Origin of the sequence: Deinococcus radiotolerans, assembly GCF_014647435.1 — a bacterium.
Lineage (GTDB): Bacteria > Deinococcota > Deinococci > Deinococcales > Deinococcaceae > Deinococcus > Deinococcus radiotolerans.
Genome location: NZ_BMPE01000018.1, coordinates 1 through 16392, shown reverse-complemented (window position 1 = coordinate 16392; position 16392 = coordinate 1). Strand labels below are relative to the sequence as shown.

General features: G+C 66.0%; 15 protein-coding genes. 7 read left to right on the top strand and 8 right to left on the bottom strand.

The annotated features are described in order from the left end of the window. Positions 1-118: 118 nt before the first annotated feature. Complete coding sequence (locus IEY63_RS18035; RefSeq protein ID WP_189070386.1) at positions 119-2353, top strand: PAS domain-containing sensor histidine kinase; 2235 nt, start codon at positions 119-121, stop codon at positions 2351-2353. 42 nt (positions 2354-2395) lie between these two features. On the opposite strand, the gene IEY63_RS18030 is transcribed toward IEY63_RS18035, so the two are convergent. Next, positions 2396-2953, bottom strand: a complete 558-nt coding sequence (locus IEY63_RS18030; RefSeq protein WP_229784801.1) for a TetR/AcrR family transcriptional regulator — start codon at positions 2951-2953, stop codon at positions 2396-2398. Positions 2954-3079: 126 nt separating this feature from the next. On the opposite strand from IEY63_RS18030, the gene IEY63_RS18025 reads away from it, so the two are divergent. Together IEY63_RS18025 and IEY63_RS18020 are read left to right on the top strand one after the other, a co-directional pair. Further along, positions 3080-3970 (top strand): alpha/beta fold hydrolase, encoded by an 891-nt coding sequence (locus IEY63_RS18025; RefSeq protein WP_189070384.1) that lies wholly within the window; start codon positions 3080-3082, stop codon positions 3968-3970. 47 nt (positions 3971-4017) lie between these two features. Further along, positions 4018-4311: an RNA polymerase sigma factor gene (locus IEY63_RS18020; RefSeq protein ID WP_189070383.1), complete on the top strand. Its 294-nt coding sequence runs from the start codon at positions 4018-4020 to the stop codon at positions 4309-4311. Between the two features lie 15 nt (positions 4312-4326). Here IEY63_RS18020 and IEY63_RS18015 read toward each other — a convergent pair whose 3' ends face one another. Continuing rightward, entirely contained in the window at positions 4327-4743 is a 417-nt protein-coding gene (locus IEY63_RS18015) for a response regulator (protein ID WP_189070382.1), read from the bottom strand. Positions 4744-4874: 131 nt separating this feature from the next. Continuing rightward, positions 4875-5273 carry a response regulator gene (locus IEY63_RS18010; protein WP_189070381.1) on the bottom strand — a complete coding sequence of 133 codons (399 nt, stop codon included), beginning with the start codon at positions 5271-5273 and terminating at the stop codon, positions 4875-4877. 295 nt (positions 5274-5568) lie between these two features. Between IEY63_RS18010 and IEY63_RS18005 the strand changes: the two genes are divergently transcribed. Further along, positions 5569-5946 carry a hypothetical protein gene (locus IEY63_RS18005; protein WP_189070380.1) on the top strand — a complete coding sequence of 126 codons (378 nt, stop codon included), beginning with the start codon at positions 5569-5571 and terminating at the stop codon, positions 5944-5946. 260 nt (positions 5947-6206) lie between these two features. On the opposite strand, the gene IEY63_RS18000 is transcribed toward IEY63_RS18005, so the two are convergent. Next, the gene (locus IEY63_RS18000; protein WP_189070379.1) at positions 6207-7157 is read right to left on the bottom strand and encodes a tyrosine-type recombinase/integrase; all 951 of its coding nucleotides are present in this window, start codon (positions 7155-7157) and stop codon (positions 6207-6209) included. A gap of 551 nt (positions 7158-7708) precedes the next feature. Between IEY63_RS18000 and IEY63_RS17995 the strand changes: the two genes are divergently transcribed. Next, positions 7709-8908: a Fic family protein gene (locus IEY63_RS17995; RefSeq protein WP_189070378.1), complete on the top strand. Its 1200-nt coding sequence runs from the start codon at positions 7709-7711 to the stop codon at positions 8906-8908. Positions 8909-9203: 295 nt separating this feature from the next. Here IEY63_RS17995 and IEY63_RS17990 read toward each other — a convergent pair whose 3' ends face one another. The 4 genes from IEY63_RS17990 to IEY63_RS17975 form a co-directional block, all read right to left on the bottom strand. Next, complete coding sequence (locus tag IEY63_RS17990; protein WP_189070377.1) at positions 9204-10754, bottom strand: metallophosphoesterase; 1551 nt, start codon at positions 10752-10754, stop codon at positions 9204-9206. 135 nt (positions 10755-10889) lie between these two features. Then, positions 10890-11972, bottom strand: coding sequence for a PI-PLC domain-containing protein (locus IEY63_RS17985; RefSeq protein ID WP_189070376.1), 1083 nt, complete (start codon positions 11970-11972; stop codon positions 10890-10892). Between the two features lie 1005 nt (positions 11973-12977). Then, entirely contained in the window at positions 12978-13349 is a 372-nt protein-coding gene (locus IEY63_RS17980) for a hypothetical protein (RefSeq protein ID WP_189070375.1), read from the bottom strand. An 86-nt stretch (positions 13350-13435) separates the two neighbouring features. Further along, a complete protein-coding gene (locus IEY63_RS17975) occupies positions 13436-15301 on the bottom strand; it encodes a Tle-like phospholipase domain-containing protein (RefSeq protein WP_189070374.1) in 1866 nt (621 codons plus the stop codon). Positions 15302-15579: 278 nt separating this feature from the next. On the opposite strand from IEY63_RS17975, the gene IEY63_RS17970 reads away from it, so the two are divergent. Then, positions 15580-15981, top strand: coding sequence for a hypothetical protein (locus tag IEY63_RS17970; protein ID WP_189070373.1), 402 nt, complete (start codon positions 15580-15582; stop codon positions 15979-15981). A 268-nt stretch (positions 15982-16249) separates the two neighbouring features. Beyond that, positions 16250-16392 (top strand): transposase (locus IEY63_RS17965; RefSeq protein ID WP_189070372.1); only part of this gene is annotated, 143 nt, incomplete at its 3' end.

Here is a 16392-nt window from a genome sequence, read left to right as displayed (position 1 = left end):
TCGCCCCCGGCCCTGATCAGGACCGCCACCCCACCCTCCCCATCAGGGGCCATGCCGCCGGCGTGTCCGCACTATCCTGACCTGATGCCCCGCGCCCACTCCCCCCTCCCCCCTGCTGATGACTGAACCGCTCCTGACGGCCCGCCAGCTCCAGGCGGTCATTGACGCCAATGGCGACTGCATCAAGATCCTCGACCTCGACGCCCGCCTCCTGAGCATGAACACCGGCGGGCAAGTCATCATGGAAGTCGACGATCCCCAACAGTGCCAGAACGTCGTCCTGACGACCCTCTGGGAGGGCGAGGCCCGCACCCAGCTCGAAGCGGCCCTCGATGCCGCCCGCGCCGGGCAGACCCGCACCTTCACCGGCGAGGCCAGGACGTTCAAGGGCACACCCAAGTGGTGGTCCGTCACCGTCGCCCCCCTCCGGGATGAAGCCGCGCAGATCACGCACCTGCTCGCCACCTCCCGGGACATCACGGCGCAGGTCCGGGCGGAACAGGCCCAGCAGGCCGCGCAGGCGCAGCTGGCCCAGCAGGCCCAGTTGCTCGAAGACCACGCCCAGCACCTCGAACAGCGCGTTCAGCAGCAGACGCAAGCGCTCGATGAGCGCGCCGCGGCCCTTGACGCCTTCGTCACCTTCACGGAAGCCGTCGGCTCCGACATCGATCAGATCAGCCTGGCCCGTCAGGCCTTCGCCGCCGTTCAGGCCAACCTCCCGGATGCCAGCCTCGCGTACTACGAACTCGACACCACCCACGCCGTCTGGCGCGCGCTCATCTGGTCCGGAGACGTCAGCCCGGACATCGTGGCGCAGATCCAGATCGGCATTCCGCTGCACGCGCCTGACTTCGCCCCCGTCCTCCAGCACCGCGTTCCGATCTTCGTGGACGGGTGGGACGCGGCCAGCAACGACGTGTCGGAAGCCGCTGCCTACGGCGCGGTCGGGCTCGTGCCCATCCTGATCGGCGGGCAGGTCTGCGCCCTGTTCACCGTCGGGAAGCAGACGACGCCCCAGTGGACGGCCCGGGAGCAGGCCATCGTGCGGGCCGTCGGCCGCGGGCTCACGGTCGCGTTGGACCGCGCGGCTCAAGCCCGCCAGTTGACGCAGCAGCGGGACGACCTGAACCGCCGCGCGCAGCAACTGGAAACGCTGCTGCAGTTGACGGAAGATCAGGGGGACGTGGCCGATCCCCTCGCCCTGATCGGGCGGGCGCAGGCGTTGGTCCTCGGGCTCCTCCCGCCGGGCTTCGCGGCGTACTACGAAGTCCACGGCGGCCTGTGGCAGGTTCGCGTGCAAACCGGGGTGGCCCCTTCCCCCGCCCTCCAGGCCGCAATGGACGCTGGCTTTCCCGTCGGCGGGCTCCCCAGCTTCGATCTGGTGGCCCGGACGGGCGAGCCGAGCTTCGTGGACACCTACGATACGGGCGCCGATGTCGACCCGGACGTGGCACAGGGCGTGGCGGCCCACGCGACGTTGCCCCTCATCATCGGCGGGCAGGTCCGAGGCCTGTTCAACGTGCCGCTCTTCGAATCACTCGCCTGGACGCCCGCAGATGAAGCCGTGCTGATCGCGACCGTGCAACACCTGGGGGTGGTGCTTGAGCGTCTGGAACACAGTGCCCAGCTGACCCGCTCCAATGCGGAGTTGCAGACGTCCAATCAGGAACTGGAGGCCTTCACGTACAGCATCTCTCACGACCTGCGCGCCCCGGTGCGGCACGTGGAGGGCTTCGCGGCGCTGGCCCTGAAGGAAATGACCCGGGGGGACGCAGGCCGTGCGGAGCGGCACCTGGGCGTGGTGGTGGACGCCGCCACGCGCATGGAGACCCTGCTGGACGCCGTGCTGGTTCTCTCCCGGGCGGGCCGGACCCCGCTCACGATGCAGGCGGTGTCGCTGCAGAAGATCGTGGAACAGGTCATGCGGGACGTGACGCTCATCGACCCGGATCACCTGGTCACGTGGACGGTGGACCCGCTCCCGATCGTGCAGGGCGACGCCGTGACGCTCCAGCAGGCCCTGCGGTTCCTGCTGGAAAACGCCGTGAAGTTCAGCCCCGGTGAGGCGCGGGTGCACGTCTGGGCGGAGGACCGCGGGGATGAGTGGGCCGTCCTCGTGCAGGACGAGGGGGTCGGGTTTGACCCGCTGTACGCGGGGAAACTGTTCGTGGCGTTCCAGCGGCTGCACACCCAGCAGGAGTTCGCGGGGGCGGGGATTGGCCTGGCGACCGTGAAGCGCATCGTGACGCGGCACGGCGGGCACGTGTGGACCGACGGGCAGTCCGGGCAGGGCGCGACGTTCGGCTTCACGCTGCCCAAACGGGGCCCGCAGGCCAGCGTGCTGCCCGCCTGAAGCATGTCAGGGCCGCTGGCGGTCTGCACGGCCGCCGTGTGCTCAGAGGGTCGCCTGGGGCTGGCGGGGGAGCGTGCCGTCCCGGATCTCCCGGATACTCTGCTCGAACAGGGCCGGGTCCGCCAGGATGCGGGACACCGTGTACACGCCCTGCACGGCCATGAACACGTCCGTCTGGATGCCCGCCGCTGCGGTTTGCCGGACCACGGCGGTGCGGTAGCGCCGCACGAGTTGCGCGCCCCGCTCCGCTGCGGGGTGACCCAGGGCCCGCAGTTCGCCGGCCAGCGTGCCGAACGGGCACCCGAGGGTCGTCGACGCCTCCGGGTCCAGCAGCAACCAGTCGAAATACGCGGTCAGCCAGTCGAGGGGGGCCAGGGGCGCCCAGCGGTCCAGGAGCACGTCGAGTTCCCGCTCGCATTCCTCCAGTACGGCCAGCAGGAGGTCATCGCGGGATTTGAAGTAGTAGTACAGGTTGCCGATCGGCATGCCCGCGGCCTGTGCGAGATCGCGCAGCGTCGTGCCAGACACGGCGTGGGTCCGGAACCGCTGCAGCGCGGCGCTGATGATCTGCGTCCGTCGGCTGGGGGGTGAGGCGTCCACGGGCCAAGATGGCATGAAGTGCCGCTCAGGGTCTGGGGCGTTCCCCCCACTATGCTCAGTCAGACGTTTGACTGACTTGAACGCGAAGGCACGGTCGCCTGGACCGACCGTGCCAGGGGAGCCCTGATGAAACACCGCCTGATGACCGCCTTGATCGCTGGCTTGATCACCAGCACTGCGCACGCCGGTTCTGCCGAGACCGGCCGAATGGAAGGGATGCTGAGCGTCAACGGCGCCCAGATTCACTACGTCAGTGTCGGGCAGGGCACGCCCATGCTCCTCCTGCACGGCTACCCGCTGAGTGGCGAACTCTTCAGCCGCAACCGCGACGCCCTCGCGGCCGCCGGCTACCGCGTCATCACCATCGACCACCGTGGGTACGGCCAGAGTGTCGCGCCCGCCAGCGCCCCCGGCGACCTCGCCACGTACGCTGCGGACGCCCTGGGCGTCATGGATCAACTGAACGTGCCCAAGGCCATCATCGGCGGAATGAGTATGGGCGGCCCGATCGCCTTCGAGATGTGGCGCACGGCCCCGCAGCGCTTCACGGGCCTGATCCTGATCAATACCCTGGCCAACCCGGCCGGGATCGTCGAGCAACACATCTGGAAGGGGATGGCGCAGAAAGCCAGCACCTTCGGACCCCAGTCGCTGGCCCCGGAGCTGCTCAAGGACATGCTGACCGGCATGACCCGCATGAACCGCCCAGCGGACGCCGCCTTCCTGACGGGCATCGTGAAGCAGGCCAGCGTGGCCGGAGACGTGGCGGGCGCCACTGTTCTTGCCACCCGCCCCGATTCCATCCCGACGCTGAAGACGATCACGGTGCCCACCCTGATCATCGAGGGCGTCGAGGACACCGTGTACCCGCCCGAGTTCAGCATGAAGATGATGCAGAACATCGCGGGCAGCAAGCTGGTCCTGATTCCTGGGGCGGCGCACGCGGCGATCTATGAGAAAGCGGACGCTGCGAACAAGGCGATCATCGATTGGGGCCGAGCGAACAGCTTCCGGTAAAGCAAGGCTCTGCGGGACGCCACCTGGCGTCCCGCAGTTGAGGCGCAATGACTGAACTCCAAGACCCTCGAACGGATGACGTCCTGCTGCACGCGATCGCGCAGCAGGACACAGCGGCGCTCGCGGAACTGTACCGGCGGTACGCCGGTCGCGGTCTCTCCCTGGCGTACCAACACCACCTCCCTGATCCGCGGCAGGCCATCGAAGATGCCTTCGCCGTGCTCTTTCAGACCGCCCAGGGGTTTAGCCGGTCGTCCCTCCCCGCTGAGGTTTGGACGCTGGGAATGATGTACCGGCACTGCGTGGCCCTGACCGCCTCGACCGCCCGCACGCCTGGGTGAGGCCCGGCGCGGTGGTCAGGCGAGGACAGTGCGGTTGCAGTGGCGCCAGTAGGCCAGGAACGTTTCGATCTGCTCCAGGAACGCGCTGAAATCCTCGGCTTTCACGAGGTACGAACTGGCATGCAGGGTGTACGCCTCGGTGATATCAGCACCCGCGCTGGACGTGCTGAGCATCACGACGGGAATCAGCCGCAGGCGCGGGTCGGCTTTAAGAGCCTGGAGCACCTCGAAGCCGTTCATGCGGGGCATGTTGACGTCCAGGAGGATCACTTCCGGGAGTTCTGTCGCGGCGCGCAGGAGGGTGAGGGCTTCGGGCCCGTCGCTGGCGACGGTGAGGTGGCAGTCGGGGCAGAGTTCCTCGAAGGCTTCGCGGGCGAGCACCTGGTCGTGGAGGTTGTCGTCGATCAGGAGGAATCTCTCGGGGCGGCTCACGCCCGCATCTTAAAGGGAAGATGAAGGCACAATGGTCTTTCGTCACGTTTCGTGAGACACCCTGCCCCTCTTGTTGCCTGAGCGTGCCGCTTGATCAGCATCCGGTCTAGGTGCCTCTCGTTCGGCGGCCCTCACCTGATCGGAGCGAAGCGGAAGGCGCCGTGCCGGTAGAAGGCCACGAGGGCCGCCATCTGCACCTCCAGTTCCAGCAGCCCCTGCGGTTTCATCAGGACCGCGCTGGCTCCAGCCTGATAGGCCTCACGGACCTGCTCATCCCGCATCTCGCCGGACCGCACCAGGAGCACCAGGGCACTGAAGTCTGGCGTCGCCCGCACGCGCCGCACCCAATCGAGCCCCTGTTCGCCGGTCAGGTTGAGGTCCACCAGGATCAGGTGCGGGAGCTGCTCGGGGTGAGCCTGCAGGTACGTCCACGCGTCCGGACCGCTGCTGCACATGACCCACTCCACCGCGAGGTCCACGGTGATTTCCTGAAGGAGCAGGCGCTCGGCGTTGTCGTCATCGATCACCATGACCCGCAAGGGCCGCGCTACTGGCTCTGTTGTGTCCGCTCTGCCGCCCGACTGCACCCGGACACTGTATGGGAAAGCTTCTTCATCGGGTCGTCACACACCGTTTCGGGCGTACGGCCCGCTGCCGTGTGAAGGCACGCCCTCGCATCCGGCTGATGCCGGTGGGTCCACTGGATGCAGCTGATGAATTCCCGGATGGCGTCAGCGAGGTGCCGTGACGGCCAACCCGGTGGACGGGTTTTGGGGACCGACGTCAAATCAGGCGCCAAGCGTCTCGCGCAGCCAGACTGCGACTATGGAAGACCCTCGCCTTGAATTGCCGCCGCCCCGGCCCGCTGTGGTCACGTCCTGGCCGCCGACCTGCGGCGTGAAGGTTGCCCCGGCCCGCTGGGTGGGCGGCGACGCCCCGCAGTACCGCGCGTTCTTCGAAGCGATGCTGCGTGACGGCGGGGAGGACGCCCTGGCGTGCATCTGGAATGACGCGCCGCGTGGTCCAGGCGCCCGCCTGACGCGTTGGTTCTGCCCGGGGGTGCCCATGCACGCCAGTGGAGAACACGTGCCACAGCGCGACGGTCGAACGCGGCATGGCTTCCTGGTGCCGGCGCGCGCAGCACGGTTGGCCCTGGAGCGCGGCCTGGTGATGTGCCGGACGCGGCCCGTGGAAGACGCATGAACCCGGACGGGACGCTGGGAGGGGCGAATGTGGAAGGGCCGTACGACTTCGAGGGCACGTGCGTCGGCTGCGGAAGCACGTCGAGTGCGCTGAACCGCTGGACGCTCTGCCGATCGTGTACCGAAAAACCCGAGCGCCACACTTACCCCGTTGAACCAGAGTGAACTCAAGAAGAAAGGCGACCTGCACGGGTCGCCTTTGATGTTGTACAGGATACCCCGGTATGCACCTGTGCGCCAGGACATGCAGCACAATTGCTCTCAGAAGCCTTCGACTTCGTTCTGCACGTCGTTTTCTTCCAGGGCCACGTAGCGGCGCGTGGTGTCCACCGATGAATGGCCCAGGAACAGCCCCACGCGCGTGAAGTCCTTCGTCGCGCGGTACAGGCGCGTCCCCGAGTGCTTGCGGGCCGCGTGGAAGCCCCGCCAGGCAAGGCTGTGTCCAGCGGCGTGGAAGGCGAGGCGCATGCGGTACTGCACCTGGTGGTACTGCCACTCGAACAGCCGGCCGTCCGGCGTGAGCGGGGGGAGCCCATGCAGGGCGGTGCGGACGCGGCGGCCCAGGGGCACCCGGCGGACCTTGCCGCCCTTCCCATGCACGGTGAGTTGTCCGCCCTGAATGTCGGAGACTCTGATGTTCAACGCTTCGGTGACGCGCAGGCCCGCGTGCGCACACAGCAGCAACAGGGCCGCGAGTCGGGCGTCGCAGTGCGGGAGGACATCATCGACCTCGCGCATGTACGGGGGGTTCTTGACGATACCGGGTGTGGGGTCAGGTGGGACGTGGGCGTCCTCGAAGGGTTGGGCTTCGGTGGCGCCCGCCCAGCGCAGGGCGCGGTAGAGCGCGCGGGCGCCGGCAACGTACTGCGCGACGGTGGCGGCAGACAGGGTGCCGGTTTTTCCTCGACCGTGGGAGGGGCGGGTCTGGAGCTGGGCGACGTAGCGGCCGCCATCACGCCGGCCGGGACGAAGTAACTGCACGCCGTTCGTCTGAGCCCAGGGCACGAAGTCACGGACGGCGAGGCTGTACGCGGTGAGGGTCTTGGCACTGGTGCGGGCGCCTTTGCGGCTCCCGGTGGTCATATAGGCCTGAGTCACTTGCACGAGGGTTTCGGTGTCATAGGTGCTGGCGGCTTCGACGGCGCGGACCCGGAGGGCCTGGTCGGTGAGGTTGGCCAGGGTGAGGGTGTCGCTTGAGCGGACGAGGGTCATGACTGGACTAATTTAGCACTAATTGGTATTAGCGAGAAAGCACTATGAGGGAGCCACACGGACGGGAAGTTGGTCGAAGATCACCTCCAGCCGCACCGGTGTCGTGAGCCTCCCCTTCCTGCACCCTTCAGGCCGTCTTCAAGGCCCCTTCTCGTGTCTCCTGCGAGCTCGCTCAGATTTTTGCTGTCTGGCACGCAGCTGCGCAGACAAATATTCCGATAGAGTCAGAAGCAGAGATCATGAATTAATGGAAAACAGTATTCCGTGCTGACCATTTGTTTGCTCACCCTCGCGTATACACAGATCGAATGATTCGTGTCGGGATCTGTCACATGCCTGCGTCCTTCCGGAAGCGATAAGGAGTGAGAGTGGCAAAGCCACGTTCGGCGACAACTTGATAAGCGATTCAAGCGTTGCGAAGAGACAAGTGAGCTGGATGAGGTCGAATTTGCTGTGTGATACCTCGTAAATCTGCAGTTGAATTCCCGCATTCGGGAATTAAAGAGTATTATTACCGCGCAATATGCAGTAAATAAATGCTAGGCTGGATTGTGACTGGATTCCGGACAACGTACATCCATGACCGCGATCAGTGGCCTCACCTGACCTGGGACAGCGGCGTCCTTGCACCTCAGCTCGCCAGGATTCACTTCGCACGTGGCGAACTCATGGGCCAACTGAGCCTCATGGGCTTCAGCACCCAAGCAAATTCAATGTTGGACACCCTGGTCCAGGACGTCACCCGCTCAAGCCGGATCGAAGGTGAAGTGCTGGACGATGCCCAGGTCCGTTCCTCTGTAGCCCGCCGACTCGGCCTGCCTATCGCCGGTCTGCCAGAGCCTGCCCGCCATGTCGAGGGCGTCGTGGCCATGACACTGGACGCCACCCAGCAGTATCAAGAGCCTCTTGACGCTGAGCGGCTCTACCGCTGGCACCGCTCTCTCTTTCCTCATGGCGTGGACGACAACCTGCAACCTCTTCAGACCGGGCGATGGCGCGAAACGGAAATGGAAGTGGTCAACAACAACATGAGTCGCCGGACGGTTCACTTTGAGGCGCCCTCGCCGGCGCGGGTGCATCAGGAAATGGAGACCTTCCTGCAGTGGTTCAATAAAGAGCAGGATCTCGACCCGGTCATCAAGGCGGGGCTCGCGCACATCCACTTCCTGACCGTCCACCCCTTTGAGGATGGCAACGGGCGCATTGCCCGGGCCCTGACCGATCTGCTGCTCGCCCGTGCGGATGGCCGGCGAGAACGCTACTACTCGCTCTCACGCCAGATCGAACAGCGACGTGCCGAGTACTACCGGGTGCTGGAAGCCACGCAGCGGAGCCGCACGACCGATGTCACCAACTGGCTCGGCTTCTACCTGGACTGTCTGACCGCCGCGTTGACAGCCGCCTTGGCCTCTCTGTCACGGGCCCGGGCGCGACACCTCTACTTCAGTCGGTTTGCCGACGTCGCCCTCGAAGAGCGCGCCCATCACGTCCTGACCCGCATGTTTGAGCCTTTTGAAGGCAAACTCAACAATAAGAAGTACCGCGGTCTGACCGGCGTCAGTGACGACACTGTCACCCGCGATCTGAAATATCTGGTTGACGCTGGCATGCTCATCCAGATCGGCAGGACCAAAGGCACGTATTACCTGCTGAACCTTTCCGGCATTCCATCGGCTGGTCTCGAACCGTACGCCGATACGCTCTACTGGTTCGGGGAAGCCGACAGTTCAACCAGACCAGAGAAGAGCTGAACTGCGATCCTTCCCGAAACGGCCCTTCCTGTCTTTTGGTTCAGGGATCACTGACGTGAAGCGGATCTCTACAGGGACGCCGAATTCGAGGAGTCGTCCCGTGCCGCTGAACTTCCCGGTGATTGCAGCGGGTCAATTCCATGAACGGCCATCGCGCTCCATGTGACCATCGCTCAAGTGCGAACAGCGCAGATGCGGCCTCTCCCCTCCGCCGTGACACCACTGCGGCTGCAGGTTAACGAGAGTCGGGAGGGCCAAGCGCCATTGCACTCAACCCTCCCCGCGTTACGCCACTTCAGAGCTGGAATTGCACGAAGAAAGGATGACCGCGCGTAGCGATCTGCCCCTCCGCCCCGTACTGCTGCTGCTCACCGCTCTTCGTCCGGAAGGGCGCGCCGGAGCAGCTGTTCGAGAAGATCAGCGGGCACTCGTAGGCCAGGTTCAGCATCTGACCCGCCCGGGGACCACTGGTGATCCGGTACTGCACGGTCCCTTCCGTTCCCTGCACGCCCGGCAGATCCTGCAGCCAGAACCGGTAGGTGGTACTGCCCTCCAGCGCCGCTGGAGGTTCCACCACGTACGTGCCGTGTGCGGCGGCACTGCTCACCCGCTCAGCCTGGAATCCGGGCGGGCAGATCAGCGTCACGTAGCAGGAGAAGTCCCCTGCCGCGTTGGGACTCACCACCCAGTCCCGGGGTGCACTGGCAGACTGGACGGCGTGTGAACCGTCGGGCCGCTGGATCACTTGCCCCATGTACACAGACCCGCCCGCGAGCACCTGACCGAAGGTGAAGCGCAGTGGGTTCGCAGGGCGGGTCATGTCAGGCCGGGCGGGACATTCGAATCCGGTATTCATGGCGGTCACGTCCATGCCCACGGGGAGGCCCAGTTTCGGCACGTGCGTGTGTCCCATGATGGTGGCGCGCACGGTGCTGCGGAACGTGGCCATGAGGGAGAACCAACCCATGTATGACCCGTCGTAGTCGGCCATGGCGGCCTTGTAGGTGTAGAGGAGGCCGTACTGCTGTTGCCACTGCGTCCAGAGGTTCGCGTAGATGTCCCCCACCTGACCGATGGGGACGCTCGTGCCGTCCTGCAGGACGACGGGGGTGTCGCGGGGGACGCCGGTGTAATTGATGACGTAATCGAGGAACACTTTGGCCAGGGACGGATTGGCGACGTTCGGGGCGATGGACCGGAAGAAGGCGGAGAAGTCCACGTCGTACGAGGAGCCCTGACCGGGAAGATCCGCGGCGGTGGTGCCGGGGAGCATGGTGCGGAGGTGCTGCTCGACCATGTAGGCCACGGCGCGGGTCACGAATTGACCCAGGGGCAGACCGCCGAAGCGGGGATTGAACCGGTCGGGGGCGTTGAAGAGCGTGGTGTAGTGCCCGTGGGTGTACTGCACGCCAGCGTCCCGGTCGATGTAGGAGGGGTCATCGATCAGGGTGATGTGGGGGCCGGCTGGGTTGCCGATGGTGCTAAGGTCCGCCTGCGTGACGTTCATGTCGTGATTCCCGGTGAGGTATTTGACGCGTCCTCCGAGGGCATCGAGCACCTGAGCGAACTTGCCGTTCGGACCGAGGATGGCGGGGTTGGCCTGAATGATGTCGTGGATGCTGGGCGGACGCATGCTGGGCGGGTACGTCCAGAAGTCGAACAGATCCCCCAGGATCACGAGTTCCTTGACGCCCGCCGCGTTGTGAACGACCCAGTCGAGCAGCGTGGCGAGGTAGGGCTCATGCACGGTCGCCTGGTACCAGCAGGTGGGGTAGTTCGTGCCGATGTGCACGTCGCTGATGATGATGGTGGCCTGAGCGTTCGTGTCAAGAGTCAATGCAGTCATAAACGGCTCCTCTAAAGGGCAGGGTGAAGTGAATGGTGGGGCGGACGGCCTGACGCTCGGCCGGGCAAGTGGCTGGCTGACCAGGGCATCAGCTGGTCGGGCGGGCCTGGCGGCGGGCGTTCGAATGATTGATGGTCAGAGCCAGATGCGCCTAGATGGGACTGGTGATGTTGCCCGTGTACAGAACGTTCGGGAACACGTCCCCATGGCAGTTCGGGAGGACCTGCGGGAAGGCGGCGTTGGCCTGATCCGCGAGTTGCCGGATGGACGGCATGGCACACGTGACCGTCCGCGCGTCGTGCTGGTCCATGACAGCAGGAAGGACGTGCCCTGGGACGGTTGAATCTGCATCTTGCTGAACTGGTCGCGCATCATGTGCGCCAGGTCGTTCGTGTTGGCGTACGTGTTGTACGTGGGCCACGCACCGGCTGGATAGAAGCCCTGCCGGGCGTACGGGCCGAGGTTCACGCCGTCCGGTTCGACGAGGATCACCACGGCGGCCTGCCCGGCGCCGATGAACGATCGCAGCGGCAGTTGCGTGAGATCGGCCGCGCCGTCTGGCGCGCGGTACAGCTGCTGGAGCTGGCTGAGCTGCGCGAACAGCGCGGTCCACTCGTCCTGGGTGAAGGCGGGGTACCCGGAGTTCCCCGCGTCTGTGTTCAGGTCATGACTGAGGTTCAGGACGATCAGTTCGGCGTTGTCCTGCGTGAACGCGTTGATCTGCTCGGTGATCTCGGCGACGCTCTGCCCGGTGCCACCCTGCTGGGTTGTGACCCCGGCTTTGTCGATCAGGGAGTCGTGCCTCGTGACGTACTGCCCGCCACTGATCACGGGGCGGAGGTCGAAGTCCCGGGTGCCCTGCCTCAGCTGACCGCCAACCCCCTGCGATTGCATGAGGACAGTGCAATCCGTGTGGGCATTGAGGGCGCTCATGCCGGCGTCGTGCGCGCTGGGCAGACACAGGTCCCGCGGCGTCAGGGCGCCCAGCGCATCCAGGTTCGCGTGGCGCCAGTGGCTGGGCAGCGCCGGGGTGACTACGCACGAGAATGTCGAGCCGTCGCAGGTGGTCCCCGTCGGCGTGAAGCTGTACGGTGCTGACGTAGATGTGAGGTGCGTGTCGTAGCGGTTGCTGCCGACGTAAGGATGGCCGAAGTGCAGAACGAACGAGGGCTGCCCATCACCCATGCGGTACGTGGCCTGTCCCTCGGTGCCTGTCATGACGCCGTGTGATTCAGCCTGGAATGTTCCGGTTGCGCCGGCGTTGACGGTCGTGGGCGGAGGCGGCGCCCACCGGCCGTGACTGGTGGATGAGCCAGTCAGGTGGAGTGGGTGATCGGTGAGGTTCATCAGGGGGATCGCGGCAGTTCTGGCAGCCATAGGGGGCGCTCCTGAGGGAAGACGTGGGTGCCCGGAAGCACCGGAGAAGACGGAGGGCAGCGCAGCTGGCGCGCTCAGCGACCCTGCACCTGCACTGTAGAATTCGGTTCGTTAACGACCCGTTAGTGACTGCCGCGCAGCAGGACGACCTGCGTGAGTGGTTGAGTGTCCACATATGCTGGGACAGCTTCAGCGCTCCTGTGCCACTTGAGTGAGTCCGCGACTGGGATCCCACCGTCATGGAAGTGGTGGTAACCGTAGAGCTTGGCGCTCCAACGACAGGAGTGCTGGGGCAGGGCATCCCCGGAACAGATCAGTGAAACAACCCTGCAGGCTTCAACCCCACCAGTCAGGAGACGTCCTGCCCGAGTCAGATGACGGTCTGCAGAGAGGCGCATGACCCTGGAAACGTGACGGAACGGTGAGTGAAGCCGAGGCGACGGAACTTGCAGCCGATCATGGCGCTGCAGGTCAACCACCGCACGAACACCATGGACGCCCGGCTCAGCACGTCCACCTCATCTATCCGTGGCCAGTGACCTGTCGCTGCCTCAGAGCCCTTAACGGCTCGTCTGAGTACACGATCGGTGCATGACACCCAGACCCCAGCGGCAGGGTCATCGCTCGGACAGCAGCGCTGCGGCCTCGAACTGCCCCAGAGCTTCGGGCGCGCAGCTGAAGGTCCCCAGGAGAGGAGCAAGGTGGGACTTCACAGGCCCACCGTGTCAATCGCAACGCGTCTCCATCACGCTCAATACCGAGCCGCTCGCGGACGAAGCCATCAAGCGGCCTGCAGAGCGACTCCGGCCTCACCGAGGTTCACGTGCCGGAACCATGCGGGGCCCTTCAGGGCTCATCCGTCGAGGGCGGCGAGTACAGCACTTCCGTGACGTACGTCTTGAGCAGCTCCGGGAACGCCGCGTAATCCGCCCGCTTCGGTGCGAGGTCACTCGCCGCGAGGCCCAGCACCAGGCGTGGATCGCTCTTCACGGCGAACGAGCCGTGCACCTGCCCGTAGTCCTCTGCCCACGGCTGCGACGTCACCTGATGGTCCAGCAGCCCGGACAGCATCTGAACCACCTCATCCCGGGGCAGGGCGGTCACGAACAGGCGGGAGTGCCCACCTTGCAGCCCGTAGATTGTGCCACCGTCGACCTCCTTGAAGTCCGGGCGGGTCAGGCGGCTCAGGATGGTCTGGTTCAACTGGTCGGGGCTCATGGCCGCTCCTTTCACTTGAAGATCTGTCCCTGGCGCTGGTCGGCAGGCCACGAGGAGGCAGACGACACTGGCCAGCAGCAGGCGGTTCACTGGCCCCTCCAGGCGGTCCAGATGACCCGCAGCTGCACCTGCACCTGATCCGCGACCCGCGGCGGAATCCGGACGCCCTCGTTCAGGTAGGTCACGATGGGCGTCGCCTTCTTCTGGTACACCGGCATGCCGTACGGGGTGGGCATGGGTCTTGAGTCGTAATCGTCCTCATAGTGGTCGAGCTTCAGGATACGGGCGAGACTGACGTCGTCCGGATCGAGCGGCAGCGGCGCTCGGCTGTTCAGGAGCGCGGTGCAGCGTTGCCTGAACGCCTCGTACGTCTTGACGTTCGGATCGGCTGCCACGGCTTCAATGTGCGAGAGGAGGGTGTTGTACGCGATGTTTGCGTAGATGACCGCCTCGAAGGGATCTTCGCCGGGCATCAGGTGCAGTTTTCCGGTGGCGATCTTCCGGTTCGCTTCGGTGTTGATGCGGGGGTCCTGGGCCGTGGCGTAGGACCCGGAGAAGGTCGTCTGCACGTCGCGCTTGTCCTTGCCGGGTTGCAGGGTGGCTTCGTCTTTGAGGCCCTGGCTGGCGATTACCTGCAGGTCCGGATGGACGGGCTTCGAGCCGCGGATGTACGTGCTGAGCATCGGGGTGACGTGGCCGGCCTGGACGTTCTCAGCCACGTTGGACTGGAAAGGCGCCTGCGTGCCGGCGGGGCGGCTGGACCGGTCGAAGTAGTAGATCTGCCCGTCCAGCACCTGCTCTCCAGCGGTGGGGACGATGTCCCCGTCGACGCGGTAGTGCCGGGCTGTGATGGGCGTCCCGTTGCCCGCGCCGGCGTTGTACTGCCTCAGTTTCTGCACTTCCGCGGCGTCGATGCCTGGGGCCTGGAAGGTCACGACGGACGCGAAGTGCGCGGGCCGCAGCGCCGTGACGAGTTGCGCGATGCCGCCGCCGAGACTGTGCCCGGTCGAGACCGCCGTGCCCTTCAGGCGACTGAGGTTCGCATCGATCAGCTTCAGGTTGGGTTGCACCTGCAGCCACCCGACCTGCGTGGGGCTGGCGTCCCCGAGTACCGTGTCGACGGAGCCCTCAATGGCCAGGGCCCGCGCGGCTCGAACGTCCGGCCCGGCTTCGTTGGCGGCCGCGGCTTTCTTCGCGGCGCCGTCACCTTTGACGTCCAGCTGTACGCCCTCAGTCCCGCGGAACGCCACGATCGGCTGCGGCCACTTCGCTTTCCCGGGAATCGGCGTGAACACGCGCATCTGGAAGCCCCAGCGGCCCATGACGAGCGGGCCGGCCTTGAACCCGAAGTGCGCGAGCAGCGCGGCCGGGTTGCTGTGCCGACGCTCATCGAGCGTGTCGGCGTTCATCTCGTCGGCCAGTTGATTGCTGTAGACCAGGCCCACGGCCAGCTGCTCGAGGAAGGCGTCGTGCGTCAGGGTGGCGCCACTCACGGGCGGCGGGATCAGGGCCATGAGGGGCGCGCGGAGGTTCGGGTTCCGGATGCGTTCACCCAGCGTGGCACTCAGTGTCTTGCCACCACTGAGCTTGGCATACGCCGCCGCAACGGCGACGCGGTCCTTCGCAGGGATGGCCGCGAGGATCGCGCGGAGCACCGCGACCTCATGGGTTGTGGCCGTCCCGATGGTGTCTTGCGCCTGGTACGCGCCGCTGAGGTTGCCGACCGTCACGAAAGCCAGGCCGTGCCGGGTGCGGGTCATCTGCCGCGTGGTCCCCAGGGTCAGGTCCTGGGCTGCAGCCGGACCGAGCACGCCATTAGCGACGGAGGTGCTGAGGCGGTCCGCCCAGTTGGGAATGGCGTTGCCGAGATCGCCCAGGTTGGATTTGACGGTCCGGTCGCGGATCAGCTCTTTGGTGTTCGCCTGAATCCAGGTGTGGAGGTAGGCGGCCATCTGAGCGGGTTTTCCGGCGAGCGCCCTGATCTGCAGTGTGGCCCGCTGCATTTCAGCCAGCACGGCGGGTGGGCGCGTGGTCGCTGGTGCCTTGACCGGCGCGGCCGCCGCTGCGGCCGGCGCAGTCTGTGGCGAGGGGGTTGGGCGTGGCCTAAGCGCTTGTTGCATGACGTCTCCTCCCCGGCACAGTACAGGGAGAAGGGGACCTCCGGGCGCGAAAGTGACCACGCGATCAACTCCGGCGCTCACGAACGCGGGTGTGCCAAACTGCGTCCACGATGAGGGGCGCCCCACCAGCCGTGCTGCTGTCCGAATGGGCGGCGGCGCGTCAGCTGGGCAGTGGGCGCGCGCTCACCTGGGCGCAACGGGGCGAGGTGCGCGTGTGGCGGTCCAGCGTCGGGTGGCTGATCCGGCCCGACGAGCCACTCCCGGACGGCCGGGTCTCCCCGCAGGTGATCGTCAAGCGCCTGAGTCGGGAAGAGCGCCTGTCACTGCCTGCGGTGTCCCTCCCGGAATGGGCGGACCTGCAGGGGCATCCGAGACAGCGGGTGGCCGCGTGGGCTGCGCAGGGGCGGCTGCCCGCGTGGCGCAGCGGCCACGCGTGGCTCATCGCGCCCGGCGCGGCGACGCCCCCCTGGCGCGGCCAGGCTGAAGAGTTACAGGATGCAGCTGGGGCATGACGGGCGCGTCAGGTGAGGAGGCCACGGTGACGGGTTGCAGATGCAGGTGCGCTTGCCCTGCCGGGGCCCTGAACGCTTCTATATTCCCCCTGCGCTCCACCACGCAGGTGCTACGGTGACGCATGACCGACGACTCCCACCCGGCCACGTCGCACCACACGTCCACCAGGGTGAACGTGGACGGCCTCGAAGGCGAGCACGCCCGCGTTGAATTTGCCGTTTACGATTTAGAGCCTGAGGACAGAACACGTCGGACTATGTTCCGATCATGGTCGAGCAGCTCGTACCCGATGACCTGTGGGCGCTGATTCAACCGGTCATTCCTTCACCACCACCGCGTCCACGCGGTGGTCGTCCGCGCCAGTGTGCTCGCCAGACCCTGGCGGGCATCGTCTATCTCCTCCGTTGGGG